Genomic DNA, 15,832 nt, shown 5'->3' on the forward strand with positions numbered 1-15,832 from the left:
GGCACGCCAGGTGGCGCCCGGGCGTCCAGCCCTGGAAGGGATCCACAACTCTGCGCAACAGGCTGCTCTAGTCATCCAGACCAGTGCGACTTCCAGCGAACCCAATGGACCTACTGAACCAGTACAAGGCGTCCTTCACTTGCCATAACCAGGGTCCATATAAAACGGCACCTTGGCATTTTCCTGGTACTCGTCCCAAAAGGCGCAGGTCCGGAAGTCCTTATGGTCAACGTTGTCATTGGCATCAAAGCTGACCATATACGCCTGACGCTCACCCGCATGGGTGAACAGGTATTCATAGCAAGAGCCTGGCTGCGCCTTGCGCGTGAGAGTCATGGCAGGCTCACCACCGATTTCAATGACCTGCTGCTTGGTCATACCCGTCTGGACTTTCGCCACCAGCGGTTGGTCTCGATAGGTCACGGGGTTGCCGAAACAGCCGCCGACCGCCGCTAGCGCCACGATCATTACGAAATGCAGTTTTTTCATGGCCGCTCTCCTGATACGAATGCGCGAGGAGAACTTCGAATTTGAGGGTGTTCCTTAAATTAAAGTCTCTTTCTCTATGACCGAGGACCTGCGGCAGACTCGTTCCGACAGCTAGGGGGCGGCTTGTCAATAGCAGCCCTTCATAAAATCCGTCCCCCTTTTGGACTATGTCCCGCTTTTTTGTCCCGACTACTATCCGCCAGTTGGCCGACCAGCTTGCCACCTGAGAAGGAGTCCTGGTGCCCTGTTATCGCAGCCCCTGATGGGCTGCATGGTTTTGCACTGTGACCCGACATAACAACAAGAATTGAGGATGTGGATCATGCGAATGAAGTCGCTGCTGTTGCTGTTGTGCCTGATTGGCCCATTGGCCTGGGGAGATGGACGAAGCGCCGCGCAGTTGAGTGAAATCCTCAGTCGCAGCCAACTGATGTGTGCCAGCGCGATGGTCTACTTCAATCCGGCCGAACGTATGCCCGACCCACGAGCCTTGAACGCCACCTACGAGCACCTCAATGCGATGGAAACCTACGTGGTACAGCTGGGACAGCCCGAGTCGTTGTTGCAGCCGCTGCGCGCCATGAAGGAAGTTTTCGACGCCCTCGAGCGACTGCCTCGGACCGAGCGCAAGCGTTACCCGGAGCTGGTCCAGCAACTGCTCGGCCATCAACAACAGCTGCAGGGGGCGACCTCCACTGCTTACGCCAACGCCGGGCCTGACCTGGCCGCCGCCGACATCTGGGCGCAAAGCCAGGCCCTGGCCACACTGTTGCTGGACTACCAGGTTCGTCTCTACCCGCTGTCGCACAAAGGCGGCCTGACGCTGACACCAGATCAGGCAAAGGAGCTCAACCAGATGATCGAGCAGCGTTTCGAAGCGCTACTGGCACGCCATACCGAGCATGCCGAGGTGTTGTCGAAGGCCAGGACCAGCTATCTGTTCGTACGTCCGCAACTGCAGCAGATGACGAAGGGCGGTAGCGCTGGCAGCGGTGGTCCTGAGTTTTATCTCAATCGCGCCTCCATCGATCTGGACGAGCTGGCGGTTGCGGTACTGCCGCCCTCCCCCTGAATCACGTATCGCTTCCCCCTCCCCTTGCAGCCGCTGATGCGGCTGCCTCCCAACTACCTGCAGCGCAATAGGCGACGGGCAATCAGTCCGTCTCTGACGAATCGGCCCGTTGGGCGTCTGTCGCGAAATGAAAAGTGCCTGACAGCCAAAGCGAAGTCGGGAAGAACCGTCATTCCTAGGATCTTGAGCACCGGGCCGGGGCTGCGTCACGCCACAAACTGACCCAGCACACCGGTATTCCCTGGCCCGTCCAGGCTGGAACTCCCCGGCTCCCATACCCATCCGCAGCGTTGCTATCAGCAGGAATACAGATGCGCAAGAACATGCCGACCACCCAACGGGAGCGCAACATCCCGGCCCAACAGCATCTGACCTCGGTCACCGACTGCAACGGCGTCATCACCTACTGCAATGACGAGTTTGTCGCTGTCAGCGGCTTCAGCCGGGAGCAGTTGCTCGGCAGCCCGCATAACCTGGTGCGCCACCCGGACATGCCGAAGCAGGTGTTTGAGCAAATGTGGGACTACCTCAAGGCTGGCAAGAGCTGGATGGGCATCGTCAAGAACCGCTGCAGCAATGGCGACTTCTACTGGGTCAACGCCTATATCACGCCGATTCTCGAGGCGGGACAGGTGGTGGGCTACGAGTCGGTTAGGACCCGTCCCGACACCAGGCAAGTACATCGCGCCGAACGACTCTATGCGCGACTCAACAGTGGCCGGGCGGCAAATTCCATGGGGGAGCGGCTGGGCGTGGCTGCGCGCTTCCTGTTGCTGCCACTGCTCGGCGCCCTGCTGGGCGTGACCTTGTACGCCGAAGGGCATGCCGGGTTTGGCATCGCCAGCGCCCTCTTGCTTACTTTCGGGCAAACCCTGGCCACCCTGGGTTTCGTGAAGCGTGCTCTGTCTCGGGTGGCACAAGCCGCGCCCAAGGCATTCGCCAGTGAGTTGGTGGCGCGCACCTATACCGACGACACCGGAGCAGTGGCTAGCCTCCAGCTGGCGCTGATCAGCGAGGGGGCGCGCATTCGTACCGCGCTTTGCCGGCTTGGCGATTTCGCCGACCTGACTGCCAGCCAAGCCTCGCAGAATGGCCAGTTGGTTCAACAAGCCGAGCAGGCCCTGCAAGCGCAACAGGTCGAGGCGGAAATGGCGGCCACTGCCATGCACGAGATGGCAACATCGATCGCCCAGGTGTCCAGCCACGTGCAGCAGACTGCCCAGGAAGCCCGACAAGTCAGCCAGCTTTCACTGGAAGGCTCGCGACAGGCGCAGCAGAGCCGGCTCGTGGTGGAGAAGCTGGCACAAACCGTGGACCAGATCAGCACTTCGGTGACCGGCCTGGCCACCGAAGCCGAGTCGATCCAGCAGGCGGCAGACATGATTCGCGCTATCGCCGAACAAACCAACCTGCTGGCCTTGAATGCGGCCATCGAAGCGGCACGCGCGGGCGAACAAGGACGTGGCTTCGCCGTGGTCGCCGATGAGGTGCGCGCCCTGGCGTCCAAGACCCAGGAGTCCACCGAGGCGATCCAGCGCATCATTGCCAACCTGCAGGGCGTGGCCGGTCAGGCCGTGACCATCGCACAGCAAGGCAGCAGTGAGGCGCGCAGTGGGGTGGAACGGGTGATCGAGACCGAAGCTGCCCTCGGCGGCATCACCGTCGCCGTCGAACGCATCCACCTGATGGCCGAACAGATGGCCAGCGCAGCCGGGGAGCAAAGCCGGGTGGCCGAAGATATCTCGCGGCAGATTGGCACCATCTCCGAGGCTGCCGAACACAATGCCGCGATCACCTCGCGCTCCTCCCAGCTGGGCAGCGAGCTGGCAACCACCGCGCATTCCCTGCATGCGCTGGTCGCGCGCTTCAACACCTGAAGACGTTGGATCACCCCTATCGTTTTCCATCACCACGCCCGCCGTCTTCGCGCCGTAATGATCGACAACCAGCCCTGGTTCGTCGCTCCTGACTTCGCCCAGTTGATGGGACTGCATAATCCCCGCCGCTTGCTCCATGCCTTGGAGCGTTTCGAGAAGCGAACCGTCTTGCTCGCGCACACCTGCGACTCTCATGAAGAAGTAGAGGCCATCAGCGATGCCGGGGCCTACAAGGCCCTGTTTCGCTTTGCTCGACCGGAGCATGTCGAGATCAGCCGCTGGCTGAGCGAGGTACTCGTGCCGACGCTGCATGACTATCACCGGGCCCCAAGTGCAGAACCGCGACGGGCCTTTATCAGTTGGGCAAACCGGCAGGTGGGTGTGGTGCGTTGGCAGCGAGAGCTGTGGGTGGCCTGGCGGGATTTGCCGGCCTTTCTGGCGGACGGCCAGGAGGTGTCGCCATGAGTGCCCATGATGAGCGACGGCTGCAGGAGCTGGTGCGGCAGTTGGAGGCTCGGCTGCACACCACTCAGGTGATCGCCGAGGTGTTGATGGATAACTCGGCACTGCGCGACGGCGACCCGGGGCCTTACCTCAACGACTACCGGGAAGGCGCCTTGCTGGATGCGGTGATTCATCTGTCCCGAAGCAGCCACGAGGACTTCTACCGGTTGGTGGAGATGGTGAAATTGCCGGTCGGTCGCCCGGTGCTGTGAGGCGGAAAAGCGCGGCCGTCAGCGGCCGCGCTTCTTCGGTTACCAACTGCCGTATGGAATACCGTGCTTCTCGATATAGGCCTTCGACGCCGGCTTAAGCGGAAGGGCGTACTTCCCTTCGGTTTTTCCTTGAGAGGGTCCTTTAGGCTCAACTTCAGCTTGGACACGCAAGACGTCGATGCTTTCGCCGCAGGTGCTTCTCACCCAGACTGTCACCACACCACCGGGAGCCAGGCCAATAACCAAGCTCCGTCGGAAGCTGTCTGGTACACATATGACTCAAGCCCGGCCCACGGCCCCCAGGTAAAAATCGTGCAGGTCGCCACGGGCAGCCAACTCCCCGGCCGGGCCCTGGTCGACCACCCGACCACTCTCCAGCACATAGGCGTGGTGAGCATGGCGCAGGGCAACATCGATGTTCTGCTCGGCCACCAGGAAGCTCACGCCGTCCCGCCGGTTCAGCTCGCCGACGATGTCGAAGATCTCTTCGACTATCTGCGGTGCCAGGCCCATCGAGGGCTCGTCCAGCAGCACCAGACGAGGTCGCGAGATCAGTGCACGACCGATCGCCACCATCTGCTGTTCGCCACCCGAGGTGTAGCCGGCCAGGCTCTTGCGCCGGGTCTTCAGGCGTGGGAACCAGTCGTAGATGCGCGCAAGCTCCTCGCGCAACTCGCCGCGCCCGATGCGCGTCCGGGCAAAGGCACCGGTAAGCAGATTCTCCTCCACCGTCAGATGGGCGAAACAGTGGCGGCCCTCCAGCACCTGCACCAGACCGGCGGACGCCAGCGCCTGGGGCGCCGAACGGGTGATGTCGCGACCCTGGTAGCGGATGGTACCGCGCACCACTTCACCGCGTTCGGCACGTACAAGGCCGGCGATGGACTTGAGCGTGGTGCTCTTGCCGGCGCCGTTGGCGCCGAGCAGGGCCACCACCTGGCCCTCCCCGACCGTCAGGGACACGCCGCACACCGCGAGTATCACTTGCTCGTAGAGCACTTCGATGTCATCGACCTGCAGGATCATGTCGGACTCCCTTGGCGGAAGACCGGGGCGGGCGCCCCGGCCGGAACGGCGAGCATCAGCCCTGCTGGCTGCAGTCGCGCGGAGTGATGCCCTTCTCCTGGGCGTACTTGTGCGAAGACGCCTCGATGATCGGCCGCAGCAGCGCGCGGTCGGCCTGCACCCAGTCGCTGATCAGATTCCACTTCTGCCCGTCCCACTGCTGGAAGCGCACCGCGCCGCCGCCCTCGTGGTCAGAGCAAGACAGCTGCAGCGGCTGCACCAGCCCCTTGGCGCCCAGCGCCTGCAGGCGCGCGTCGTCCAGGCGCAGGTTCTCGAAGCCCCAGCGCACCTGCTCACCGGTCAGCGGCTGCTTGCCGAACTTCTCCTGGGCGATGCGCACGGCCTCGACGTTGAGGATGCCGTTAACCACGCCGAGGTTGTAGTAGACGGTGCCAAAGCGCTTGGGATCGGCAAGGTCGCCCTGGCCCTTGTCCACCACCTGCTGCTGGATGCCCTGCAGTACCGGGAAGGAAGTGCCGGACGGATGGGTGGTGATGGCGATGAAGCCCTTGGCGGCGGCACCGGCCGGGGCAGCATCCTCCTCCGAGTTGCTCCAGATGTTGCCGATGATGTGGTCGGTCGGGTAGCCGACCTTCTGCGCGGTCTTCAGCGCCACCGGGTTCATCACGCCCCAGCCACGCAGAATCACCCAGTCCGGCTTGATGCGGCGGATGTTCAGCCACTGCGACTGCTGCTCGTTGCCCGGGTGCGGCACCTCCAGCAAGGTCAGCTCGAAGCCGTACTTGTCAGCCAGAGTCTGCAGCACCTCGTTGGTTTCCTTGCCGTAGGGCGAGCCGTGGTAGAGGGTGACGATCTTCTTGCCCTGGAGCTGGTCGAGCCCGCCACTCTTCTCGCCGATCCAGTTGACGATGGCCGAGACCTCGGAATAGGGGTTGAGCTGCAGCGGGAAGGCGTACGGAAACACACTGCCGTCGGTGGAATCAGTGCGCCCGTGGTTGATGGTGATCAGCGGCAGCTTGTCGGCGGTGGAGCGCTCCAGGGTGGCATAGGCGATACCCACCGAAAGCGGGTTGGTGGCAGCCGCCGGAGCGCCGTTCTGGCCCGTCTTCAGGCGCTCGTAGCACTCCACGCCCTTCTCCACCACATACTCGGTCTCGCACTCGCTCCAGGTCAGCTTGACTCCGTTCACCCCGCCGTTGGCGTTGACGTACTTGAGGTAGTCGATGAAGCCGCCGAAGAAGCCGGTACCGCCGGCAGCATAGGGGCCGACCCGGTAACTCTGCAGCGGGAAGTACTGCTCGCTGTCCGCCTGGACGGTGAAGGCGGCGGCAGAGAGGCTGAGCGCCAGGGCCAGGCCGCCGGCGAAAGTGCGTTTGTTCATTGTGCTAGTCCTTGTCGAAATCGCTTGGCATGTATGCGGGCCTTGGCCCATGGGGTTCGCTCAGTAGCGCAGCGGCCAGAGCCGTGCGCGCTCGCGGAATTTCTGCCAGAGGCGCGCGAGACCCTCCGGCTCCTTGATCAGGAAGAGGATGATCAGCGTGCCGAACACGATCTTCTGCAGGTTCTCCAGCTGGCCGGCGTCGATCAGCCCGGCCGGCAGCAGCGCGGCGAGGTTCGACAGCAGCAGCGGGAACAGCACGATGAAGGCGGCGCCGAGGAAGTTGCCGAGGATGCTGCCCAGGCCGCCGATGATGATGATGAACAGGATCTGGAAGGAGCGACTGAGGTCGAAACCGTGCGGCTCCACCGTGCCCAGGTAGGTGAAGGCCCACAGGGCGCCAGCCACGCCGAGGAAGAAGCCGCTGATGGCAAAGGCCAGCAGTTTGGTCTTGAGCAGCGGGATGCCGATCACCGCGGCGGCGGTATCCATGTCGCGCACCGCCATCCAGTTGCGCCCCAGCTCGCTGCGCACCAGGTTGCCGCCGAGCCAGAACAGCGCCAGCACCACGCCGAGGGTGAACAGGTAGCGCCCGGCCGGCGTTCCGAAGTCCAGACCCGCCACCCACAGCGGCGGCGCGCTGATCACCCCGGAGGAGTTGTAGTTGGAGAACCAGCCGAACCTGGTCAGCGCCCACTGCACGAAGAACTGCGCGGCCAGGGTCGACACCAGCAGGTAAAAGCCCTTGATGCGCAGGCTCGGCAGACCGAAGACAATGGCCACCAGGGCCGCTGTCAGCCCGCCGAGGAGAATGCTGAGTAGCAGCGGCAGGCCTGGCACGCGCAGCTCGAAGTTGTAGGTGGCAAAGGCACCGACCGCCATGAAAGCCGCCGAGCCCAGCGACAGCTGGCCGGCGTAACCGGTCAGCAAGTTCAGCCCGAGCCCAGCCAGCGACAGCACCAGGAAGGGAATCAGGATGGCGTTGAACCAGTAGTCGCTGCCGAGCAGCGGCACGCCGATGAAGGCGAATGCCAGCAGCGTGGCGAGGCCGATGCGGTCCTGGCGCAGGCGAAAGAATCGGCGGTCGTCGGCATAGCGCACGCTGAACTGGCCGGCTTCGTTGTAGAGCATTGCATCGTCTCCTTACACACGCTCGATGGCGCGTTCGCCGAACAGCCCCGCCGGGCGCACCAGCAGGAACAGCAGGGCCAGCACATAGGGGAACCAGTTCTCGATGCCGCCACCGATGTAGGGCCCGAGATAGACCTCGGCGAGTTTCTCCGAGGCGCCGATCAGCAAGCCGCCGACTATGGCGCCGGTGATTGAGGTGAAGCCGCCGATGATCAGCACCGGCAGCGCCTTGAGTACCACCAGCGACAGCGAGAACTGCACGCCCAGACGCGCGCCCCAGAGCAGCCCGGCCACCAGGCCGACGAAGCCGGCCACCGCCCACACCACCGCCCACACCCGATGCAGGCGGATGCCCACTGCCTGGGCGGCCAGCGGGTCGTCGGCCACAGCGCGCAGGGCCAGGCCGACGCGCGTGCGGTTGAATAGCAATGACAGGGTGGCCACCAGCAGCGCGGCGGTGGCCGAGGCGAACAGGTCGAACTGCGACAGCAGCATGCCGCCCAACTCCAGCGGCTCATCGCTGATGCCCAGCTCCAGGCCGTGCACCTGGGCGCCCCACAGCGCCTGGGCGGCGCCCTCGATGACGTAGGACAGGCCGAGGGTGGCCATGAACAGGGTGATCGGCGAGCGATTGACCAGCGGCCGCAGCACCGCCCGCTCGATCAACAAGGCCAGCGCCACCATGGTCGCCAGGGTGATGGCGAAGGCCAGCCAGAATGGCACCCCGCGCTCCAGCAGGCTGACGAAGGTCAGCGCGGCGAACAACACCATGGCGCCCTGGGCAAAGTTGAACACCCCGCTGGCCTTGTAGATCAGCACGAAGCCGATGGCGACCAGCGAGTACATCACCCCCGCCAGCAGGCCGCCTATCAGTACCTCGAAGAAGAATTCCATGCGTGCACTTCCTGTTTTCGGGCATGCCGCTCCCCTACCCACGCCATGGCTGCGGGCGGTGACGCGGCGGGGTCAGTGTCGAGTGCCGAGGTAGGCGGCTATAACCTCGGCGTTCTGGCGCACCTCATCGGGCGGGCCGTCGCCGATCTTGCGGCCATAGTCGAGCACCACCACGTGGTCAGAGAGGCTCATCACCACGCCGATGTCGTGCTCGATCAACACCACCGTGGTACCGAACTCGCGGTTGATATCCAGGATGAAGCGGCTCATCTCCGCCTTCTCCTCGGTATTCATCCCGGCCATGGGCTCGTCCAGCAGCAACAGGCGCGGCTCGGCGGCCAGGGCGCGGGCCAGCTCGACGCGCTTCTGCAGGCCGTAGGGCAGCTTGCCCACTATGGCGTCGCGCCAGGGCTGGATGCGCAGAAAGGCCAGAACCCGCTCCGCCGCCTCGCGCTGGCGATCATCCTCGCCCGGCGCACGGCCCAGACGTAGTGCCTGTTCCAGCCAGCTGGCGCGGCGCTTGAGGTTGCGCCCGGTGAGCAGGTTGTCGAGCACGCTCATACCCTTGAACAGCGCGATGTTCTGGAAGGTACGGGCAATACCGCGACGGGCCGCGTCGTGCGGACGCATGGCGCGGCGCGCCTGGCCGGCGAAGCGGATCACTCCGCTCTGTGGCTGGTAGACGCCATTGATCACGTTGAGCAGTGAGCTCTTGCCGGCGCCGTTGGGCCCGATCAGCGCGCAGATCTCACCCTCGGCCACGGCGAAACTGATGTCGCTGATCGCCTTGACGCCCTTGAAAGACAGCGAGATGTCTCGCAGTTCCAGCAGTGTCGTGCCACTCATCCTGTGCTCCTCACGCCGTTTGTGGCCGGCCCAGCGACCAGCTGGCGACGTCCCGTTCGCGCAGTTCGATCCAGCGTTCCGCCGCTGGCCAGTTGCGCACCTCGATCCCGAGCCCGGCGAAAAAGCGCTGCGCCTCTTCCTCCAGCGGCGGCCCCACCAGCAGCGCTACGCGAGTGCGGGAGAAACCCAGCACATCGCGCAACGGCCGGCGCACCAGCAGATGGCCGAGCAGCCGACGCGGTGCTCCGCCATCCTGCTGCAGCGCCCAGTCCACGAGGCGCCGACGCAGGCTGCCAGGCAACGGCAGGCGCTGGCGCACCAACTCGTGCAGGCGACCGTAGGTCTCGCGAGTGCCGAGCACCAGGCTGGGACCCAGCTCGCGACGGTCCTGGTCGCGGGTTTCCAGCCGCTCGGGGAAGTTCAGGCGAAAGCCAGCCACCAGCCAGGGCGCCAGCAGGTAACGGGCCTGACCGCTGGCGGCGAAGGCACGGGCGGCCAGGGCCTCCTCGTGCTCCGAGAGGCGTTCGCCGCGCACCAGCCGCTCGCCCTCCTGTAGCAGCTCGGCATGGCTGAAGCCTTGCCGCTCCACCTTTGCCGCACCGAGACGGTGGAAGACGAACGCCGCGTCCTCGGCGCGAACCGGCGGCGCGCCGTATTCGGCCTCGGAGGTCAGCAGCCGGTCATAGTCCAGCGCCTCGCCTCGCACCACGGGATCGGCCAGGCCACGACCGTCGGCGTAGGCCAGCCATCCCGGCACCAGGCCGACTTCGCGCAGGCGCAGGATCTCCTCCAGACCCTCGGCAAAAACGAAGCCCGCCTCCGTCTCACACAGCACGGTGGCTTGCTTGCCCGCCGCCTCCAGCGGATCGAACAACGCCGCCACCCCACCCAGCCACTGCGCCGCCAGGGCTGCGTACAGCGCCTCCGGGCGCGGCCGGCTGAGGATCACCAGCTGCGCGCAGGGGCCGAAACCACCGGCACGCAGGGCGCCGGCCACGGCCAGCACCTCCGCCTGCACCTGGGCCCAATTGCGCGCCTGCCAGACGCCCAGGCGCTTATGGCGCAGGGCGATGGCGGTCGGCCGACGGCGGGCCTGATGGGCCAGCCAGGCCGGTAACGTGGTCGGGGTCGCGTCGCTCATCGCCATCGTCTCAGGCCACCGCCTTCTCGGCGCGCTTCTCCGTCTCCAGCTCGCGCACCAGCGGCAGCACGTGCTGACCGAAGTACTCGACCTCCTCCTGGAAGTGCAGGAAGCCGGAGAGGATCAGATCCACGCCCACCGCCTTGAGCGCGACGATGCGCTCGGCGATCTGCCGCGGGGTGCCGATCAGGTTGGTCTTGAAGCCGTCGTTGTACTGCACCAGGTCCTCGAAGCTGGACTTGGCCCAGTTGCCCTCGCGCTCGGGGCTGGCCGCGCCGGCGTTCTTCACCTCGGCCCCGAAGGCGTTGACCGCCTCCGGATTGGCCTTGTCGATGATTTCCTGCAGCACGGCGCGGGCTTCCTCTTCGCTGTCGCGGGCGATGATGAAAGCGTTCACCCCGATCTTCACCGAGTGGCCGTTGGCCGCGGCCTTGGCACGGATGTCGTCGACCTGGGCCTTGATGCCCTCCACCGTGTTGCCGTTGGTGAAGTACCAGTCGGACACCCGCGAGGCCATGTCGCGCGCCGCGCGCGAGCTGCCACCCTGGAAGATCTCCGGGTGCGGCTGCTGCAGCGGCTTGGGTTTCAGGGTGTAATCGCGGAAGCGGTAGAAGTCGCCGTTGAAGCTGAAGTTGTCCTGGGTCCAGATGCCCTTCAGCGCGCGGATGAATTCCTCGGAACGGCGGTAGCGCTCGTCGTGCTCCAGCCAGGGCTCGCCAATGGCGTGGAACTCGCCCTTGAACCAGCCGGACACCACGTTTATGGCGACGCGGCCATTGGTGAGCTGGTCGATGGTGGCCAGCTGCTTGGCGGCCAGCGCCGGATTCCACGGACCGGGCAGGATGGCGGCGATCACCTTGAGCTTCTCGGTGGCGGCCAGCAGCGCATGACTGATGGCCACCGACTCGTGCTGGAACTCGGCGCCGTAACCGGCAGTGAAGCGTATCTGCGACAGCGCGTAGTCGAAGCCGGAACGCTCGGCGATCTGCGCCAGCTTGCGGTTGTAGTCAATGTCCCAGCTGGTGCGCTGTTCGATGTTGCTGACCACCAGACCGCCGCTGACATTGGGCACCCAGTAGGCAAATTTGATCGGTTGTTGGCTCATATCTATGACTCCTGTGGTCCTTGGAATTCAGGCCGCGCGAACGGCCGGGCTACGAAAGAAGGCCTCGACCGGGTCAAGCGCCCGCTCGATGCGCTCGAACTGCGCCGCGTCTTCGAGGCGGTAGTCGGAGAAGGCGTCGAGGGTGGCGTACAGACCGTAAGGCAGGGTGTGCGCCTGAAAGAACGCGAACAGCGGACGTAGCTGATGATCGATCACCAGCGCGTGGCGCTCGCCGCCACCGGTGGCGGCCAGCAGCACCGGGACACCTTTGAGGGCCTGGTAATCCACCAGGTCGAAGAAGTGCTTGAACAGGCCGGTGTAGGACGCGCGATAGACGGGGCTGCCGGCGATGATCAGGTCAGCGTTTTCCACGGCACGCAGGTGCGGCAGCAACGCCGAGGAGGCACTGTCGCGCTCCAGCGAACCGGCCAGAACGCTGCCCAATTGGGCAATGCGTACCCAGTGCAGGTCGATCACCAGGCGCGCTTGCAGGCGCTCTACCAGCACCTGCAACAGGGCATGGGTACGCGACGGATCGCGCAGACTGCCCGACACCACGACCACCTTGATTGCTTGACTCATCTCCAACCTCTCGCCCATGGCGCTGCATTGCTTTGCAGAGGTCAGAGCAGCAACCGTGCCAAAGAAAAAACTCCTTTTAAATCATAGCTATACAAGAGGAAGACAGAGAGGACCGGGTGCTCAGTGACTAACAACCTGTTGAACCACTGTTGCTGAGCCAACAGCTTCGCGCCCCAGCCACCGGGAGAAATCGTCGAGGCAGCTGTCTGCAGGGCAACAGCCGCCCAGCAACCTGCCCCGCCGGCCACAGCGGCCCGGCACGGCCATATGAAGTCAAGCCATTGATATATATAGACTTTCACTGAAAGGCACGAAGATTGCCCCGGCCATAGGGTCAGCCGCCTACCAGGAGACCCGCGATGACCGCCCAGCAGCACCTTCCACAGCTTTCCACCGGCGTCGACTACGAGGCGCTAGCCGCCAGGTTTCGTCCAATCTTCGTTCGCATCGCCGAGGGTGCACTGGACCGCGAGCGCACCCGCACCCTGCCCCACGAACCCATCCGTTGGCTCAAGGAGGCCGGTTTCGGTGCCGTGCGCGTGCCGCGCGAGCACGGCGGCGCCGGCGCCTCGCTGCCGCAATTGATCCAACTGCTGATCGAGCTGGCCGAGGCCGACTCCAACATTCCGCAGGCCCTGCGTGGCCACTTCGCCTTCGTCGAGGACCGCCTCAACGCCCACGCCGAGGCCAATCAGGAAACCTGGTTCAAGCGTTTCGTCGCCGGCGAGTTGGTCGGCAACGCCTGGACCGAGGTCGGCAACGTGAAGATCGGCGAGGTCATCACCCGAGTCTCGCGTCAGGGTGAACGCTGGCTGGTCAACGGCACCAAGTACTACAGCACTGGCAGCATCTTCGCCGACTGGATCGACCTCTACGCCCAGCTCGACGACACCGGCGAAGACGTGATCGCCGCGTTACGCACCAACCAGCCGGGCGTGCAGCAGAGCGACGACTGGGACGGCTTCGGCCAGCGCACCACCGGCAGCGGTACCTCGCGCTTCGTCGATGCCGAAGTGGCCGCGGAGAACATCATCCCCTTCGCCAGCCGCTTCAAGTACCAAACCGCGTTCTACCAGTTGGTGCTGCTGGCCGTGCTGGCCGGCACCGGCCGCTCTGCGGTGCGCGACGTGGCCGAGCAGGTACGCCTGCGCACTCGGGTATTCAGCCATGGCAACGCCAGCTCGGTTGACCGCGACCCACAGGTGCAGCAGGTGGTCGGCAAGGCTTCCGCCCAGGCCTACGCCGCCGAGGCCACCGCCGTGCGCGCGGCAGAGGCTGCTCAGTGGGCCTACGAGGCACGCTTTGGCGGCGATGCCGAGGACGAGCGCCAGGCCAACGTCGCCGCCGAACTGGAGTCAGCCCAGGGCCAAGTGGTGATCGCCGAGCTGGTGCTGCGCCTGACCAGCGACCTGTTCAATGCGCTCAGCGCCTCGGCCACTAGCACCGGCAAGCTGCTCGACCGCCACTGGCGCAACGCCCGCACCGCCGCCTCACACAATCCGCTGATCTACAAGGAGCGGATCATCGGCGACTGGGAGATCAACCGCAGCGAACCACCCTACGTCTGGCAGATCGGCGGCGGCGCCAAGCAGGCGAGCTGATAGTGCGAGCCGCGTGCAGGCGGTTCTGTCACCGGGAACTTCCCTGGCTGACAAGAACTGCCTGCAAACAAGGCGTGCGCGTCTTGCTGCTGCCCCAGCAACTCAACAGGACTACCACGGCCCCGAAGTCCTGACCGGCAACGCCCCTCCCCTTCAGACACACCTCCAGCCAAGCCTCACGGCACGGGCGATATAGCCGGCGGGCAGTCAAATATTCCCCTAAATTATTATTAAGTATTTTTTTATTACCTTTTAATTGAACAGACACTCAATCAGCCTCGCCCATACAGGAGTTCCCTTGAAAATCCGTTCCTTGCTGCCACTAGGTTTTGCCCTTCTCACTGCCAGCTCCATCAGCCACGCCGGCCAGACGCTTGATCGCATCCAGAGCAAGGGTGAACTGGTGGGGGTGCTGATGGAGAACTATCCGCCCTTCTCTTTCCTCAACGAGCAGAACCAACTGGACGGGTTCGACGTGGATGTGGCCAAGGCGGTAGCAGATCGCCTTGGTGTGAAACTGAAATTGGAAACCCCATCCTGGGACGTGATTGCCGCCGGCCACTGGAGCGGCCGCTACGACGTCTGCATTTGCTCCATGACCCCGAGCCAGGCCCGTGCCCAAGTGTTCAATTTCCCGGTGAAGTACTACGAGTCGCCTGCCGTAGTCGTGGTCAACGCCAAGGACACCCGTATCGACTCGGGCAAAGACCTGTCCGGCAAAAAGGTCGGCGTGATCAGTGCTTCCACCTACGAGAGCTACCTGCGCAAGGACCTGGTCATCGAAGGCGCTGAGGACAAGCCACTGAGCTACCCCTTCGATCAGGTGGAAATCGCCCCCTACGACAACGAAACCGTGGCCTTCCAGGACCTGGCGCTCGGTACCGGTGTACGCCTGGACGCGATGGTCACCAACCTGGTGACCGCGCGCGAGCGCATCACCCAGGACCCGCGCTTCAAGATCGCCGGCGACACCCTCTACGGCGAGCCCAACGTGGTGGCCACGGAGAAAGGTGATCCGGAGTGGGATGCCAAAGTCACCCAGGTGATCGGCGAGCTCCGTCAGGACGGCACCCTGGCGCGGATATCCAACAAATGGATCGGCGCAGATATCACTCAATGACTGCCTTCGAGCCCCAACTCCCGCCACGTATCGTGGCGGGCCCCAGCCTGATCGAGCGGCTGTTCGGTTTCCGTACTCGGCTGTACCTGACCTGGGCGGTGATGCTCACGCTATGCGTGGCGTTCTTCCTGGGCTTCGACTTGAAGTTCTCGGTGATCATCGACAAGTGGCGCAACCTGACCGGCCTGACACTCGCGCCTAACGGTTTTCTCCAGGGCGCGGCACTGACGCTGTTCCTCAGCCTTTGCTCCATCGCCTGCTCCTTGGTCCTGGGCTTCGTCGCCGCGCTGGCGCGACTTTCCAGCAGCGCCGTGGCCTTCGGTATCTCCACCTTCTACGCCTCGTTCTTCCGAGGCACACCGCTGTTGATCCAGATCCTGCTGATCTACCTCGGTCTGCCGCAGCTGGGCGTGGTGCCGGGCGCCATCACGGCGGGCATCCTCGCCCTGTCGCTGAACTATGGCGCCTACCTCAGCGAGATCTTCCGCGCCGGCATCATCGGTGTGGCGCCGGGCCAGCGCGAGGCCGCCGCCGCGCTGGGCATGAGTGCTGCCCTTACCTTCTGGCGCATCGTCCTGCCCCAGGCCATGCGCACCATCATCCCGCCCACCACCAACCAGTTCATTTCCATGCTCAAGGACTCGTCCCTGGTTTCGGTGATGGGGGTCTGGGAAGTGATGTTTCTCGCCCAGTCCTACGGCCGCTCCTCGTACCGCTATATCGAGATGCTCACCGCTGCCGCGGTCATCTACTGGTTGCTATCCATTGCCCTGGAACTGATCCAGGCCCGTCTGGAACGCCACTACGGCAAGGCCTACGCCGAACGCCGCTGATCTTTCCCGAGAGCCCGCCAT

16 protein-coding genes and 1 pseudogene are annotated in these 15,832 nt (G+C 64.4%); 7 read left to right on the forward strand and 10 right to left on the reverse strand.

The genetic code is table 11. The features are described from left to right. Positions 1-135: 135 nt before the first annotated feature. Positions 136-489, reverse strand: a complete 354-nt coding sequence (osmE, locus tag E8F06_RS23650) for an osmotically-inducible lipoprotein OsmE (protein WP_280371620.1) — start codon at positions 487-489, stop codon at positions 136-138. A gap of 322 nt (positions 490-811) precedes the next feature. On the opposite strand from osmE, the gene E8F06_RS23655 reads away from it, so the two are divergent. From E8F06_RS23655 to E8F06_RS23670, 4 genes are all read left to right on the forward strand, one after another. Then, positions 812-1,561, forward strand: coding sequence for a hypothetical protein (locus E8F06_RS23655; RefSeq protein WP_280371622.1), 750 nt, complete (start codon positions 812-814; stop codon positions 1,559-1,561). A 311-nt stretch (positions 1,562-1,872) separates the two neighbouring features. Then, positions 1,873-3,438, forward strand: coding sequence for a PAS domain-containing methyl-accepting chemotaxis protein (locus E8F06_RS23660; protein ID WP_280371624.1), 1,566 nt, complete (start codon positions 1,873-1,875; stop codon positions 3,436-3,438). Between the two features lie 57 nt (positions 3,439-3,495). Then, positions 3,496-3,903 carry a BRO family protein gene (locus tag E8F06_RS23665; protein WP_280371626.1) on the forward strand — a complete coding sequence of 136 codons (408 nt, stop codon included), beginning with the start codon at positions 3,496-3,498 and terminating at the stop codon, positions 3,901-3,903. Then, a complete protein-coding gene (locus E8F06_RS23670) occupies positions 3,900-4,154 on the forward strand; it encodes a hypothetical protein (protein WP_280371628.1) in 255 nt (84 codons plus the stop codon). Before E8F06_RS23665 ends, E8F06_RS23670 begins: the two co-directional genes overlap by 4 nt. Before the next feature lie 39 nt (positions 4,155-4,193). Here E8F06_RS23670 and E8F06_RS23675 read toward each other — a convergent pair. The 9 genes and pseudogenes from E8F06_RS23675 to msuE all read right to left on the reverse strand — a co-directional run. Further along, positions 4,194-4,412: pseudogene (locus E8F06_RS23675) on the reverse strand (DUF2931 family protein); the annotation flags it as partial. Between the two features lie 21 nt (positions 4,413-4,433). Then, positions 4,434-5,180 (reverse strand): ABC transporter ATP-binding protein, encoded by a 747-nt coding sequence (locus E8F06_RS23680; protein WP_280371630.1) that lies wholly within the window; start codon positions 5,178-5,180, stop codon positions 4,434-4,436. A 55-nt stretch (positions 5,181-5,235) separates the two neighbouring features. Then, positions 5,236-6,561: an ABC transporter substrate-binding protein gene (locus E8F06_RS23685; protein WP_280371632.1), complete on the reverse strand. Its 1,326-nt coding sequence runs from the start codon at positions 6,559-6,561 to the stop codon at positions 5,236-5,238. Between the two features lie 60 nt (positions 6,562-6,621). Next, the gene (locus E8F06_RS23690) at positions 6,622-7,689 is read right to left on the reverse strand and encodes a branched-chain amino acid ABC transporter permease (protein WP_280371634.1); all 1,068 of its coding nucleotides are present in this window, start codon (positions 7,687-7,689) and stop codon (positions 6,622-6,624) included. A gap of 12 nt (positions 7,690-7,701) precedes the next feature. Then, positions 7,702-8,583 (reverse strand): branched-chain amino acid ABC transporter permease, encoded by an 882-nt coding sequence (locus E8F06_RS23695; protein WP_280371636.1) that lies wholly within the window; start codon positions 8,581-8,583, stop codon positions 7,702-7,704. A 72-nt stretch (positions 8,584-8,655) separates the two neighbouring features. Continuing rightward, positions 8,656-9,429 (reverse strand): ABC transporter ATP-binding protein, encoded by a 774-nt coding sequence (locus tag E8F06_RS23700; RefSeq protein ID WP_280371638.1) that lies wholly within the window; start codon positions 9,427-9,429, stop codon positions 8,656-8,658. 10 nt (positions 9,430-9,439) lie between these two features. Continuing rightward, positions 9,440-10,570, reverse strand: coding sequence for an AMP-binding protein (locus E8F06_RS23705; RefSeq protein ID WP_280371640.1), 1,131 nt, complete (start codon positions 10,568-10,570; stop codon positions 9,440-9,442). A 10-nt stretch (positions 10,571-10,580) separates the two neighbouring features. Next, on the reverse strand, positions 10,581-11,681 hold the full coding sequence (gene sfnG / locus E8F06_RS23710; RefSeq protein ID WP_280371884.1) for a dimethylsulfone monooxygenase SfnG: 1,101 nt from the start codon (positions 11,679-11,681) through the stop codon (positions 10,581-10,583). A 21-nt stretch (positions 11,682-11,702) separates the two neighbouring features. Then, positions 11,703-12,257, reverse strand: a complete 555-nt coding sequence (gene msuE, locus E8F06_RS23715) for an FMN reductase (RefSeq protein WP_280371642.1) — start codon at positions 12,255-12,257, stop codon at positions 11,703-11,705. Positions 12,258-12,616: 359 nt separating this feature from the next. Here msuE and E8F06_RS23720 point away from each other — a divergent pair, with 359 nt between their 5' ends. From E8F06_RS23720 to E8F06_RS23730, 3 genes are all read left to right on the forward strand, one after another. Beyond that, positions 12,617-13,858 (forward strand): acyl-CoA dehydrogenase family protein, encoded by a 1,242-nt coding sequence (locus E8F06_RS23720; RefSeq protein ID WP_280371644.1) that lies wholly within the window; start codon positions 12,617-12,619, stop codon positions 13,856-13,858. A 298-nt stretch (positions 13,859-14,156) separates the two neighbouring features. Continuing rightward, on the forward strand, positions 14,157-14,978 hold the full coding sequence (locus E8F06_RS23725; protein ID WP_280371646.1) for a transporter substrate-binding domain-containing protein: 822 nt from the start codon (positions 14,157-14,159) through the stop codon (positions 14,976-14,978). Next, the gene (locus tag E8F06_RS23730) at positions 14,975-15,811 is read left to right on the forward strand and encodes an amino acid ABC transporter permease (RefSeq protein WP_280371647.1); all 837 of its coding nucleotides are present in this window, start codon (positions 14,975-14,977) and stop codon (positions 15,809-15,811) included. The genes E8F06_RS23725 and E8F06_RS23730 overlap by 4 nt, the downstream gene beginning before the upstream one ends. Positions 15,812-15,832: the final 21 nt, after the last annotated feature.

It is taken from the genome of Pseudomonas sp. BN411, assembly GCF_029871235.1.
Taxonomy (GTDB): Bacteria; Pseudomonadota; Gammaproteobacteria; order Pseudomonadales; family Pseudomonadaceae; genus Metapseudomonas.